General features: G+C 41.7%; 10 protein-coding genes and 7 tRNA genes. 5 read left to right on the top strand and 12 right to left on the bottom strand.

The window, feature by feature from the left end:
* A tRNA-Asn gene (locus Q1A86_RS17655) sits at positions 1-73 on the bottom strand.
* A 31-nt stretch (positions 74-104) separates the two neighbouring features.
* A tRNA-Asn gene (locus tag Q1A86_RS17650) sits at positions 105-180 on the bottom strand.
* A 1,014-nt stretch (positions 181-1,194) separates the two neighbouring features.
* On the opposite strand from Q1A86_RS17650, the gene uvrB reads away from it, so the two are divergent.
* On the top strand, positions 1,195-3,198 hold the full coding sequence (uvrB, locus tag Q1A86_RS17645; RefSeq protein WP_299809507.1) for an excinuclease ABC subunit UvrB: 2,004 nt from the start codon (positions 1,195-1,197) through the stop codon (positions 3,196-3,198).
* Positions 3,199-3,588: 390 nt separating this feature from the next.
* On the opposite strand, the gene rrtA is transcribed toward uvrB, so the two are convergent.
* Both rrtA and queC read right to left on the bottom strand, forming a co-directional pair.
* Positions 3,589-4,182: a rhombosortase gene (rrtA, locus tag Q1A86_RS17640; protein WP_299809504.1), complete on the bottom strand. Its 594-nt coding sequence runs from the start codon at positions 4,180-4,182 to the stop codon at positions 3,589-3,591.
* On the bottom strand, positions 4,176-4,859 hold the full coding sequence (gene queC / locus Q1A86_RS17635) for a 7-cyano-7-deazaguanine synthase QueC (RefSeq protein WP_299809500.1): 684 nt from the start codon (positions 4,857-4,859) through the stop codon (positions 4,176-4,178). Before queC ends, rrtA begins: the two co-directional genes overlap by 7 nt.
* A 127-nt stretch (positions 4,860-4,986) precedes the next feature.
* Between queC and queE the strand changes: the two genes are divergently transcribed.
* Positions 4,987-5,655: a 7-carboxy-7-deazaguanine synthase QueE gene (queE, locus tag Q1A86_RS17630; protein ID WP_299809497.1), complete on the top strand. Its 669-nt coding sequence runs from the start codon at positions 4,987-4,989 to the stop codon at positions 5,653-5,655.
* 141 nt (positions 5,656-5,796) lie between these two features.
* On the opposite strand, the gene Q1A86_RS17625 is transcribed toward queE, so the two are convergent.
* The 6 genes from Q1A86_RS17625 to Q1A86_RS17600 form a co-directional block, all read right to left on the bottom strand.
* On the bottom strand, positions 5,797-6,873 hold the full coding sequence (locus Q1A86_RS17625) for a PLP-dependent cysteine synthase family protein (RefSeq protein WP_299809494.1): 1,077 nt from the start codon (positions 6,871-6,873) through the stop codon (positions 5,797-5,799).
* Positions 6,874-7,116: 243 nt separating this feature from the next.
* A tRNA-Tyr gene (locus Q1A86_RS17620) sits at positions 7,117-7,201 on the bottom strand.
* Positions 7,202-7,304: 103 nt separating this feature from the next.
* A tRNA-Tyr gene (locus Q1A86_RS17615) sits at positions 7,305-7,389 on the bottom strand.
* Positions 7,390-7,499: 110 nt separating this feature from the next.
* Positions 7,500-7,584: transfer RNA gene (locus tag Q1A86_RS17610), tRNA-Tyr, on the bottom strand.
* A gap of 82 nt (positions 7,585-7,666) precedes the next feature.
* A tRNA-Tyr gene (locus Q1A86_RS17605) sits at positions 7,667-7,751 on the bottom strand.
* Positions 7,752-7,781: 30 nt separating this feature from the next.
* A tRNA-Tyr gene (locus tag Q1A86_RS17600) sits at positions 7,782-7,866 on the bottom strand.
* A gap of 421 nt (positions 7,867-8,287) precedes the next feature.
* Here Q1A86_RS17600 and Q1A86_RS17595 point away from each other — a divergent pair.
* From Q1A86_RS17595 to Q1A86_RS17585, 3 genes are all read left to right on the top strand, one after another.
* Positions 8,288-8,752, top strand: a complete 465-nt coding sequence (locus Q1A86_RS17595; protein WP_299809491.1) for a VC2046/SO_2500 family protein — start codon at positions 8,288-8,290, stop codon at positions 8,750-8,752.
* 76 nt (positions 8,753-8,828) lie between these two features.
* Positions 8,829-9,116: a DUF406 family protein gene (locus Q1A86_RS17590; RefSeq protein ID WP_299809488.1), complete on the top strand. Its 288-nt coding sequence runs from the start codon at positions 8,829-8,831 to the stop codon at positions 9,114-9,116.
* 128 nt (positions 9,117-9,244) lie between these two features.
* Positions 9,245-11,419: an EAL domain-containing protein gene (locus tag Q1A86_RS17585; protein WP_299809485.1), complete on the top strand. Its 2,175-nt coding sequence runs from the start codon at positions 9,245-9,247 to the stop codon at positions 11,417-11,419.
* Between the two features lie 355 nt (positions 11,420-11,774).
* Here Q1A86_RS17585 and Q1A86_RS17580 read toward each other — a convergent pair whose 3' ends face one another.
* Together Q1A86_RS17580 and Q1A86_RS17575 are read right to left on the bottom strand one after the other, a co-directional pair.
* Positions 11,775-12,254 (bottom strand): YchJ family metal-binding protein, encoded by a 480-nt coding sequence (locus Q1A86_RS17580; protein ID WP_299809482.1) that lies wholly within the window; start codon positions 12,252-12,254, stop codon positions 11,775-11,777.
* Positions 12,241-12,825 (bottom strand): nuclear transport factor 2 family protein, encoded by a 585-nt coding sequence (locus Q1A86_RS17575; protein WP_299809479.1) that lies wholly within the window; start codon positions 12,823-12,825, stop codon positions 12,241-12,243. Before Q1A86_RS17575 ends, Q1A86_RS17580 begins: the two co-directional genes overlap by 14 nt.
* Positions 12,826-12,917: the final 92 nt, after the last annotated feature.

The following is a 12,917-nucleotide window of genomic DNA, read 5'->3' as shown; positions in this document are numbered from 1 at the left end:
CTCCCCAGACTGGACTCGAACCAGTGACATACGGATTAACAGTCCGCCGTTCTACCAACTGAACTACAGGGGAATCGTAATACTTTAATTAACTTTAATAAAAGTGGCTCCCCAGACTGGACTCGAACCAGTGACATACGGATTAACAGTCCGCCGTTCTACCAACTGAACTACAGGGGAAGCGTTTAAGTTACGTCTCGTTGAAGACGGAGCGCATATTAAATCGCTCTTACAATTGAGTCAACTCGATAAGGGGAAAAAAATGAATTTATACGCTTAAGTGCTCACCTAATACACATAATGATGATGAATGCAGCGCTTTTGTTAATATATGAGCAGTTGCAAATGCAAGTCTATGAGTTAATCGCAGTTTTCTATCGTTTAGTGGTTAATACTGATCCTAAATTCTGCTGCAATAATTACAAATGTAGGAAACTTTCAAAAAAACACCGTGTCATACTTTAGTTGCACTAGGCCCTAGAAGCCCCAGTAGATGAGCTTTGTGAGAGTTATCCACTGTTTCTGTGGATAAGCCTGTGGGTTAAGTCGAAAAATCATCGTCAAATGCCGATGGATTGGGGATTGGGCTTAAATTGAACGAATTTATCGATTGTTTTTTTTAGGCAATAAAAACAGCGTGATGGAAAAAGCAACAGTTAATTGTGGTAATTTCAAAAATGTTGCTAAAGTGTAACTTCTCTGTCGGTCCTTCTTGTGAATTAAAATGCCCATTCTATTGGCTTTGGTGGCAATGGAATAACTAAGTATGCACTTTAGTCGATGTTATAAAGTTTCATTTAGCGTTTTAGAGCGTGTAAAACTGATAGAAAGACTGATAACAGTGAAAGCCTTGGTCGATTAACCTCGTGGAGGGATTTAAAACCTGTCCAAAACGGGGTTCTGTTCCTATTGATGGCAAGTCGATGGGTGGTATGTGACTTAGCTTCATTTTACAAAGGTGGATTATGAGGGGATAGAAATATAAAGACATATACGGCTATTGATAAGCTTAGGTATCAATGCTGGCCATATAAGGCATGCTCTTTATCTTTGGTTATGGGAAAGGCTAAGGCTGAACACCGCTATGCGTGTTTGCCTTTTTATATATGAGCCAGTTGATAAATTAACGATTACGCACCATTTTTAATCGAATTAGGTTAAAATAATGGCTCATCTTTCTAGGGAAGTATCTGAGTGTCAGAATCTGTATTTCAATTAGAGTCCATGTATCAGCCTGCTGGCGATCAGCCTACGGCCATCAATAAGCTTGTTGAGGGACTCGAGTCCGGTGTCGCTTGCCAGACATTGTTAGGTGTTACCGGGTCTGGTAAGACTTTTACTGTTGCGAATGTCATCGCAAAAATGTCACGGCCAACCATTATTATGGCGCCTAATAAGACCCTAGCTGCTCAGCTCTATGGGGAGATGAAAGAGTTCTTTCCCCATAACGCGGTCGAATATTTCGTTTCTTACTACGACTACTATCAACCCGAAGCGTATGTTCCTTCTACTGGCACTTTTATTGAAAAAGATGCATCGGTGAATGCACATATTGAACAGATGCGCTTATCGGCCACTAAGGCATTGTTAGAGAGGAAAGATGTCGTTCTGATTGCTTCAGTGTCGGCAATTTATGGCTTGGGTGATCCTAAGTCTTATATGAAGATGCTATTACACCTGCGTGAAGGTGGGATTATGGCGCAGCGTGAGATCTTAAAACGTCTCAGTGAACTGCAATATACGCGTAATGATGTCGAGTTACAGCGTGGTACTTATCGGGTGAGAGGGGAAGTGATTGATATTTTTCCTGCTGATTCAGATAAACATGCCATTCGTATCGAGCTTTTTGATGATGAAATTGAACGTTTAAGCTTGTTCGATCCACTTACTGGCCATGTGGTTAAACGTATCGCTCGGATCACCGTTTATCCAAAGAGTCATTATGTTACGCCTAGAGAGTCAATCTTAGCGGCAACAGAGGATATTAAAGAAGAGCTTAGAGAGCGTAAGAAGCAACTACTTGATCTTAATAAGCTGATAGAAGAGCAGCGGATCACCGAGCGTGTGCAGTACGATGTTGAGATGATGACTGAACTGGGTTACTGCTCAGGTATTGAAAATTACTCTCGTTACCTATCAGGGCGTGCTCCTGGCGATGGGCCGCCAACATTATTAGATTATCTACCCGATGATGGTTTGCTGATTATTGATGAGTCGCATGTTACTGTGCCGCAAATAGGCGCCATGTATAAAGGGGACCGCTCAAGAAAGATGAACCTCGTTGAGTATGGCTTCCGCCTACCTTCGGCTCTAGACAATCGTCCACTTAAGTTCGAAGAGTTTGAAGCGCTCATGCCACAAAGCATCTTTGTTTCAGCAACGCCTAGTGACTATGAAATCGAGAAGTCTGATGGTGAGATTGCCGAGCAGGTTGTTAGACCGACGGGTCTGCTTGATCCTGAGATTGAAGTTAGGCCAGTCGGCATTCAAGTTGATGATTTGCTTTCTGAAATTGGCAAGCGAGTTGCTGTTAATGAGCGTGTGTTAGTTACAACGCTGACTAAACGAATGTCTGAAGATCTCACCGAGTATCTTGATGAACACGGTGTTAAAGTCAGATATTTGCATTCAGATATCGACACTGTTGAGCGTGTTGAAATTATCCGTGACTTAAGGCTAGGTGTATTCGATGTGCTTATCGGTATTAACTTACTTCGAGAAGGCTTAGATATGCCTGAGGTGTCTTTAGTCTGTATTCTCGACGCCGATAAAGAAGGTTTTTTACGTTCTGAGCGCTCACTGATTCAGACTATCGGACGTGCGGCGCGTAACGTCAATGGTAAGGTTATCCTTTATGGTGATCGCATTACTAAGTCGATGGATAAAGCGATTACCGAAACCAATCGTCGTCGTGAAAAACAGCACCAATACAATTTAGATAACGGCATTACACCAAAAGGTGTGGTTAAGCGTATTACCGATGTTATGGATGTTGGCGATCATCAATATGTCGATAGCGAACGTGGCGTAGCAGAGAAAGAGGGGGCTTACCATGTGGCTAAACCTGCTGATATTAGCCATGACATCGATAGGCTCGAAAAGCAGATGCACGAACATGCTAAAAACCTAGAGTTTGAAGAAGCCGCTGCTATTCGCGATCAAGTCAGCCGACTCAGAGAGCAGTTTATAAAAGCCTAGCACTAACAAGTCCTCTATGAACTAAAAAGGAGAGCCAGTTAAACTGAGCTCTCCTTTTTATTGTCCATAATGCATTTATACCAATCAGCATAAGAATTTGATCTACTCAGAGCGCTTTTGGCAAGCTAATTCAAGGCGAAAAGTTGTAATAATGGTTATTCCCTTATAAAGCTATTCAACGCAGAAGTAGGCAGCCAAAAACGCTCCAGAATGGCGAGTTTTAGCGGTTCTGATGCTGTGTTAACTAGCTTAACCGTAGAACAACTATGCTCTTCACTCGTTGCAAGCCACATGGATGTGGTGAATGTCATTAAAGCAGGAGCACTTAATGACCTTGCCTCAGAATCGCTAAACTCTTGCTGAGCGACTAAATGTTTATACTGATTGGTATTATATCTGCTCACGTCCCAAACGTTTACAAGTGATAAATACGCCAACACAGATAAGCCCACTGATGAGTCCCACTAAATGGGCTTCAGTTGCCACTCTGGCGTCGATGAGCTGAGTCATCTCAAGGCTTGCACCAAAATATTGCTCATAGGCGACTTTCAAGCACACCCCTAATAGCAGTAAGTAGCCCGATTTTAAGCCGCTGCGAATATCCAACACGGCGCCATAGGTAAACAGACCATGCAGCATACCGCTTAAACCAACATAGCCAATAAGGTTTGGGAAAAAAACTAATAAGCCGAGCCCTTGCATAAGGCATAGTATGAAGAAGACTAGGCAGAGCCCTTTGGCTCGATAATGTTGTTCGTGAAGTCCTAATATCACCCAGAAACCTGCTAGGTTCATATATAGGTGCCAAGCATTGGTATGCAGTAAATTTCCGCTTATTAATCTCCACCATTGGCCATCAATGATGAGGTTTCTTTGATAGGCCAGTAGGGCGTCAAGTTGCAGATAAAAAAAACTGACACAAATTAGGGTGATCACCAGTGCGAAAGCATAGGGGCTACTAGCCCCTAGTTTGAGTTTTAGCATTTAGCCGCAAGTCTTGCTTGTATCGCCTTTTTATCTGCGAGGTACTCTTCAAGCCCGCGCTTTCTTAATAAGCATGCAGGGCAGGTCCCGCAACCATCACCTTTAAGTCCGTTATAACAGGTTAGCGTCTCATGACGGATGAGATCTAGGCTTTGGTATTTATCCGCTAAAGCCCAGGTTTCAGCCTTATCCAACCACATTAAAGGAGTTTGGATGGTTAGCTTTTTGTCCATGCCTTGCTCAAGTGCTGCTTGCATGGCCTTTACAAAGTCATTACGACAATCTGGGTAGCCTGAAAAGTCAGTTTCACACACACCAGTAATAACGACATCGGCACCAAGTTGGTAGGCATAGATCCCAGCTAGGGTAAGAAACAGAATATTTCTTCCCGGTACGAAGGTATTGGGCAAGCCGTTATCCATTAATTCATTAGAGACTGTAATGGAGTCACGGGTGAGGGCTGAGATGGCTAATTCATTGAGTAGAGTCACGTCCATCACCTTGTGACTTGCCAGGTTGAGCTTGCTACCTAGCGTTTTAGCGATCTCAATCTCTTCTCTATGTCTTTGTCCATAATCGAAGGTGATCCCGTGGACCTCGTCAAATTGTTGAAGGGCTTGAATGAGACAGGTTGTCGAATCTTGACCACCACTAAAAACTACAACGGCTTTTGACATAATTTAGCTTTAATCTTTCAATAAATAAGACTGAGTAGTTTAGCTCAGCTGTGAATGCTTTTAAACTACTTGCGACTATGAGTAAAATCCACTATAAATGCGACCCAGTTAATCAAGAGGTCAGATAATGAAATATCCAGTTAATGAAGTGTTTGAAACAATACAAGGCGAGGGGACTCACACTGGAGTGCCGGCTATTTTTGTTAGACTTCAAGGCTGTCCTGTTGGTTGCGCTTGGTGTGACACTAAGCAGACTTGGGAGTTGCTCGAGGATAACCGTGTTGCACCTGAACTCGTTATTCAAGTTGACGGTACAATTGGCCGTTGGGCCGAACTCAGCGTCCAGCAGTTAGTTAGTGCGTTTGAAGACAAGGGCTTTACAGCCAAGCTTGTTGTGATCACGGGCGGAGAACCTTGTTTATATGACTTGAGTGAGTTAACCCAATATCTTCATGATCATGGTTATCAGACGCAGATTGAGACCAGTGGCACCTTCGATGTGCTTTGTCACTCAGACACTTGGGTAACGGTATCACCAAAAGTGAACATGAAGGGCGGCTATGCGGTATTAGCCCAGGCGCTTAATCGAGCCAATGAGATTAAGCACCCCATCGCCACCCAAAAACATATCGATGAGTTAGATACACTGCTTGAAGACATTGACTTAACGGGTAAAACCGTCTGTCTACAACCCATCAGCCAAAAGCCGAGAGCAACTGAGTTGGCGATGAAGACCTGTATTGAGCGTAACTGGCGCTTATCGGTGCAAACCCATAAGTATTTAAATATCGACTAGCTTATAATCCAATGAGCCCTATTTCGGTGAAACCGTTTTAACTATAAAAGCCCTTGGTTCTAATGATCTCAAGGGCTTTTATCTTCTAGACTGCGACAATCTTGATCAGGCTATTTCAAAGCAAATATTGTCAAACATCATTTATTTCAAACTTGGGCAATTTAATACGCAAGTCGCGCTAAATTGTGCCAAAGCATCTTTATAGGGACTGAGATCACCAATATTCTGTTTGATCCAATCCTTGTTGTAATAGGTGTCTAGATAACGTTCACCCGAATCACAAATCAGCGTGACGATTGAGCCAGTCTCACCTTTAGCGGCCATTTCACTCGCGATCTGTAGGGCTCCGTATAGATTTGTGCCGGTAGATGCGCCAGTCTTACGGCCGATAATACTCTCTAGCCAATTGATAGTCGCGACCGATGCTGGGTCGGGGATCTTACGCATTTCATCAACCACTCCTGGAATAAATGATGGTTCGGCGCGTGGTCTGCCAATGCCTTCAATTTTACTACCATTCGCGCAACTAACATTTTTATCACCCGTATTGAAGTAATCAAAGAAAACCGAATTTTCAGGGTCAACGACACAAAGTTTGGTGGTTAATCTTTGATATCGGATATAGCGGCCGATAGTCGCCGATGTGCCACCCGTACCCGGACTCATTACAATCCATGTCGGAATCGAATATTGCTCTTTTTCCATCTGGTTAAAGATAGAGTTAGCGATATTATTATTTCCTCGCCAATCAGTTGCGCGCTCGGCATAGGTGAACTGGTCCATATAATGACCGTCAAGTTCTGCCGCTAGACGTTCAGACTCTGCATAGATTTTACTTGAGTGGTCGACAAAGTGGCATTGACCGCCATAAAACTCAATTTGCTGGATTTTCTTCTTAGCAGTGGTGCTTGGCATGACGGCGATAAATGGCAAACCTAGTAATCGAGCGAAATAGGCTTCGGATACTGCGGTACTACCAGAAGATGATTCAATAACCGGCGTACCTTCTTTTATCCAACCATTACATAAGGCATAGAGAAACAAGGAGCGGGCGAGACGGTGTTTTAAACTTCCAGTAGGGTGGGTACTTTCATCTTTTAGGTAAATATCAATACCCTTTAAGCTAAGCGTATCGAGCTTAATTAGATGCGTATCTGCACTTCTTTGGAAGTCAGCTTCAATTTTTTCAATTGCTTGATTTACCCAAGTATTAGTCACTATATAGCCCCTGATTTATACATTTATTTTAAATCATAGTGAATATATGGGTTCAAGGGTAGTAATATTGGAATCTGACATGGTTTGTAATGCGGATGTAAATATTGATTAGTAATTATTTATTGATGCAGTACATAGATTTGTACTTGAGCCATATGGCGTGAAAATGATTATTTACGGTGATGTTTATTGGGATAAATAAGAATTAAAGCTGACAAGCTAAAAAATGAATAAGTTAAGAAGTGGTGGAGGGAGAAGGATTCGAACCTTCGAAGGCTGAGCCGTCAGATTTACAGTCTGATCCCTTTGGCCACTCGGGAACCCCTCCACATTTTCTTACTTCGTCTTGCACACAATATTGGCCTACTGTGTTTATTACTCTTTACTTACTTCTAAACAGATAAATACAAACGTATTAATGAGTTAAGAAGTGGTGGAGGGAGAAGGATTCGAACCTTCGAAGGCTGAGCCGTCAGATTTACAGTCTGATCCCTTTGGCCACTCGGGAACCCCTCCACATTTTCTTACTTCGTCTTGCACACAATAATTGGCCTATTGTGTTTACTGCTTTCACTTGAACTTTTACTTCAAATCGCTAATAAATAATACATTAGCGAGTTAAGAAGTGGTGGAGGGAGAAGGATTCGAACCTTCGAAGGCTGAGCCGTCAGATTTACAGTCTGATCCCTTTGGCCACTCGGGAACCCCTCCACATTTTCTTACTTCGTCTTACACACAATATTGGCCTATCGTGTTCGTTGCTTGGTACATCTTAACTTCAATTATATAGAAGTGGTGGAGGGAGAAGGATTCGAACCTTCGAAGGCTGAGCCGTCAGATTTACAGTCTGATCCCTTTGGCCACTCGGGAACCCCTCCACGAATATCTTTCTACAAATTGTGCGCAAATGGTGGAGGGAGAAGGATTCGAACCTTCGAAGGCTGAGCCGTCAGATTTACAGTCTGATCCCTTTGGCCACTCGGGAACCCCTCCTCAATTGCGGCGGCAATAGTAGTCAGAAATATTTCTCCTGTAAAGCCAAATTATGAAATAAACCCTAAAGAACTGACTGTTTGGTTAATTAACTGACAACAAGTTGTTTTGTGGATGTATTCTTGCTCAATATGATTACTAATTAGCTCGTTGCTAAACAATCTCTGTCAGTTTAAAAAAACATTAGCCATTGAGTAGGGTCTGTAATCTAGTCAATCCCTGTACGTGCTTGAAATCGCTATATAGGCCTATGGCCAAGAAGCTTTAATGTAAAGCGAACTGTTTTCACATGATCCTGTTTAATGTCATTGAATACGAAATAAAGTCTAAAGTAATGACTGATTGAGTCGATAAGGTTTTAACAGTCTGTTTTATTGGTTTATTTTTATTCAAAATGAGTGTTATTCCGCTAGAAAGTACATTGGTTAACGAATCCCAGTTGGGGTCGAGACTCAATCATGCAGTTGGTTCAAACCGACGAGGTGAATTTGGGTTACTGCTTTCTATGCTTTCGGAAGATGCGCGTGATATGGCTCAATTTCAGACACCTAGACATCTTTGTGATGATCTGAGATCAAAGTTTGAGCTTCCAGCTCCTCAGACGTTACTCGGATTACTCGATAGTGACCAAGCTGTGATTGATAACAGTCAGACGCATCAATTAAATGGGTCTACTGCTTTTCGTTTGGCTAACGTATTAAACGAAGAAGCGTTAGTGATCCGTCAAAATGAGTCTCTAGGTATGCAAGAGGTATTAGCCAACTGTGCACTATCTACTCGCCAGCGCTATAACCAAGTCTCGACCAAAGCAAAGGTGGAATTGCTGCATTTTGCCGATCAATTACTCATGCAGCGTCAAATGAGCGAATTAATAGCCCAAGCTTGATGATGATCCTGCTCTATTTTGATTTGCTGATATATAATCAAATCTTCAATTGATCTTAAATAGAGATAAGTTAAAGATGAAAAATATTCAAAAAGCACAGTCTGATTTAGTTAATGATACTTGTAATGACTGTGGTAGCTTTGTGGATGTCGGTGCTGTTATTGATGAATACGACACGGTATTAGATCTAGAGTTACAGGGTGATAATTGCGAAGAGTTAGCAAATTCAGTCATTGAAAAGGCTAAAAAACGCTTTGAAGGGGTGACGGCACAGACTGAACTTGAAGGTCAAAGTGCAAAAGTTAGCTTAACTTTTTCTTTTAGCGCCGAAAAAATGATTTTTCAGCTAGAAAATGGTTTGTAAAAGTACATTACATAACTTGCTGAAAATAAGTTAACTCGTGTAATCTTGTACCCTATAAAAAATAACATGTTGGCTTTAATTTTAAAGCTATTTGGTAAGCTCTTTGCTTACCCTATTTAGGATTACGTGTGAAGAAGCATAAATTTCAGCAATTGTTGGAGTACATTGTTAATTCAGAAGCAAAGTTGTTAGGCGACTTTAAGTCTACAGCCCAAATTGCAGCTGAATTACTTTCTCAGCAGCTTAGTGTTTCGAGTGTCGTTGTCTCTGCATTGTCAGCAGATACAGACACACTGACACAAATCACGCGCCTCGATACATCTCCTAATTGTTCCGCGTTGACTTCATTTCGTCCGAGCCCATCATCTTGTCCCAACTTTATCCGGCAATTAAAAGATGAACGTCATATTACGGCAGAGCATTGCTGTAGTGACAGCCGACTCATCGAGCTGCATTCTTATTACCAACAACAAGGGATCTTGTCAGTGTTAGAGGTGGCTATTCGTATAAATGGCCATTTAGAAGGGATTTTAAGTCTTGAATGCAAAGAACAGACAGAACCTTGGAGTGACATTGAGGTACAGCTCTGTTCACAAGTCGCAGATCAGCTAGCATTAACTTTAGCAACACAATATGGTTATGATAAAGATGAGCGCTTAACACTCTTCTTATCGGCTGCAGAGCAATCAGAACAGATCATGATGGTGGTTAATCTAGGCTCTGACATCATCGAATATGTTAACAAAGCTCATTTTAACTTAACCAAAGTACCTAAAGAAAAAGTGTTAGGTCGAAAAGTACAGGTATTAGACTTTTTCAGACAATATCCCGCGTTATCAGATGAGGTGTTGGAAAAAGCACGACTAGGCGAACCCTCCGATGAAGAGGTTTATTTGGTTCGCGATGATGGTAGCTCCTATTGGATGCGTTTTTCGGTAAAGCGATTTATTTCAGAAAGGGGCAACCACTTTGCTTTGGTTAATGCCGAAAACTGTACAGAAGAGCACTATCATCAAAATGAATTATTTCGTCTAGCATGGCGCTGTGGCTTGACAGGTTTATTTAACCGTACACACTTCAGCCGAGTCCTTGAAAAAGCGGATTCTGGTCATTTAGTTATGATCGACCTTCGAGGCTTTAAACGTTTTAACGATACCTATGGTCATGCAAATGGCGACATCATTTTAGTTGAAATTGCCAGACGAATTCGCCACTTTGCCGAAGTGAATAAGATTTCTGAGATCGCACGCATAGGCAGTGATGAGTTTGGGATTTTATTTGAAAGTGAACAAAGTGAAGCCTGGATAGAGCAGGCAACCGAGCGATTATATCATCAGCTAGAAGCCCCTATTACCATAGGTATAGAGCAGATTGAACCAAAGCCAGCGATTGCGAGAGTCGAACTGTCCTCCATTGAGCAGAAGTTTTCACCTTTAACCTGTGCTGACATCGCCATACAATACGCCAAAAATCTGCAGGGCAATGCGATTCAGCTGTTCAACTCGGCCTTACTCAATGCATTTAAAGAAGATGCTCAAATTGAAAGGGACTTAGCCGTCGCGATAAAAGGGCGTCAATTTGAACTGTACTATCAACCACTCAAAGATTTAGGTACTCAGTCTTATATTGGTGCAGAAGCATTACTGCGTTGGCATCACCCAAAAAAAGGTGTGCTCTACCCAGGAGCGTTCATCGATATTGCCGAGCAAACGGGACTGATCAATGATATTGGCTCGTGGGTGCTTGAAGCAGCATGCAAGCAGTTAAACCTTTGGCAACGCCATCAAATTGATATTTCCATGCACGTAAACGTGTCTGCTAGACAGTTTTTTAGCAGTAATTTGTTTGAGCAGGTTTGGGAGCTTGTAACCCGCTATCGTTTAAAACCAAATAGTTTGATCCTTGAGATCACTGAAACTGAGTTAATGGAAGATATTCGCTCAGCAACTAATTTGTGTCACGAACTAGCAGCACTCGGTGTTGGACTCGCTATCGATGATTTTGGGACTGGTTATAGTTCGATGAGATACTTAAAGCAGTTTCCCATTAGTAAGTTGAAAATTGACCGTTCATTTATCTCAGATCTTTCTGTCAGTCGCGAAAGCCGTGAAATAGTGAGTGCTATCATTGCCATGGCATCGGCGCTAAACATCTCCCTCACCGCAGAAGGTGTCGAAACCAAAGAGCAGGAGCAGTTCCTCGCTAAACACTTGTGTCATCAAGCCCAAGGCTTCCTATATAGCCCAGCCTTACGCGTTTCCGAGTTCAGCCAGTTTCTACAAAAATCTACATCTATTCATTAATCTAGCGCCATCTTAAAGGTTGCCTGAGGTGATTAGAAGGTGTCAGGCTATCAAAAAGAACAGTGAAACTAGCTAAAGTTGTTCGTACGATATCTTAAAGGGTCTTTATTCTTATACTGATAGCTAATATTGGTAATCTTGCTATTCGAGTGTAGAGTCGATAAAGCCGAACTTATCGGCTCTATCTGGAAGGAATAACTGTGAGTAACAACTGATACTCATGGCTGTTAGCAATAGCTGTGAGTCATGTTTGAGGCTAATAAAATCGAGAGTAGCCAAACAATAAGTTAATTAATGTTTTGATTGAACTTGAACTTGAACTTGAATTTTAGTTCAGAGCTAGACTCAGTCCTAATTACTGGCCGCAACACTGCTTAAATTTCTTACCACTGTTACAAACACATTTGTCATTTCGCTTAGGAAAGACTGTAGCCTTTTGCTCACCTTGGGTGTAAAACCATTCGTTGCCTAGCTTAATGAAATCAGAACATTCATGTATCGCATCCAACTCATTATCTAGTTGATACCAAGCTTGAAAAGTCACATGACCCAGATTGCCATTTTCACTTGCGGACTTCACTTCAAGGCTTAACCAATGGGGTAAAGGTTCATGTGCAAGGCTTTGCTCTGTAAGTCCATTTAAGTAGTCTTTATGATGAGTCTGAATTAGATAAGCAAACTTATTTAGATAAAAAGCACTAAATCGAGAGCGCATTAACTGCTCCGGATTTTGTGCTATTTGTGTCTTAAGGTGAAGTGGTTGGCAACATTGCTGATAAGATAGACCTGAACAACAAGGGCACAAGGAAGTGGCTTCAAAGTTATGGTTTGTCATGGTTATTGGGTTGTGAGCCTTGACTTAATGCGGGAAATTGGCGGCCATAATAAAGGTTTGGGCTAGGTTTGGCATTATAATAAAAAGACGCTTCAGCACGATTGTTAGTATCTACGGTTAAATACCACTTACCATCACTTTTCTTTTTGGACACACCTACAAATTTACCAGCAAACTCACTACTTGGCTCACCATTATCGACAGGAGGATGGAAACGAATAAGATAATAGCCGATATCGGTTGCGCTTTTACCTACGATGTTACGCTCTATAACCCTGAAATCGACTTCAATTTTAGCATTTTTGTGTTTTATCTTTCCAAAAAAAGCTTCGTACAAAGCAACAATCTTATCTCGACCTAAAGTGATCTCTTCATCTTGTCCCTCTGGAATATAACAAGCGTCTTCGGAGTAGATAGACTTCATGATGCTGGCATCGAGCTCATTAAAGGCTTCGCTAAAATGGTTATAGACGGCATTAAGCGAGTCGTTATCATCAGCGAATGCGACTTGAATGAAGCTGAGATATAGTGCGCTTATTAATGTAAGCGATGTAGCAACTTTTTTGAGCATGTAATTAGGATAGACCGAGAATATATTAATTATCACTATAATAGATGGTTAAGCTGAACTAAAGTACTAGATCTTTACAAGATGTGTAGAAA

It is taken from the genome of uncultured Shewanella sp., from assembly GCF_947497935.1.
Taxonomy (GTDB): Bacteria; Pseudomonadota; Gammaproteobacteria; order Enterobacterales; family Shewanellaceae; genus Shewanella.
The sequence above is the reverse complement of the archived record's forward strand: the minus strand, read 5'-3'. Positions and strand labels throughout refer to the sequence as shown.

Bases quoted from the DNA above. Each gene is read 5' to 3' on its own strand.
- rrtA (WP_299809504.1), bottom strand. From the start codon at position 4,182: ATGCTAAAACTCAAACTAGGGGCTAGTAGCCCCTATGCTTTCGCACTG.
- queC (WP_299809500.1), bottom strand. From the start codon at position 4,859: ATGTCAAAAGCCGTTGTAGTTTTTAGTGGTGGTCAAGATTCGACAACC.
- queE (WP_299809497.1), top strand. From the start codon at position 4,987: ATGAAATATCCAGTTAATGAAGTGTTTGAAACAATACAAGGCGAGGGG.
- Q1A86_RS17590 (WP_299809488.1), top strand. From the start codon at position 8,829: ATGAAAAATATTCAAAAAGCACAGTCTGATTTAGTTAATGATACTTGT.
- Q1A86_RS17580 (WP_299809482.1), bottom strand. From the start codon at position 12,254: ATGACAAACCATAACTTTGAAGCCACTTCCTTGTGCCCTTGTTGTTCA.
- Q1A86_RS17575 (WP_299809479.1), bottom strand. From the start codon at position 12,825: ATGCTCAAAAAAGTTGCTACATCGCTTACATTAATAAGCGCACTATAT.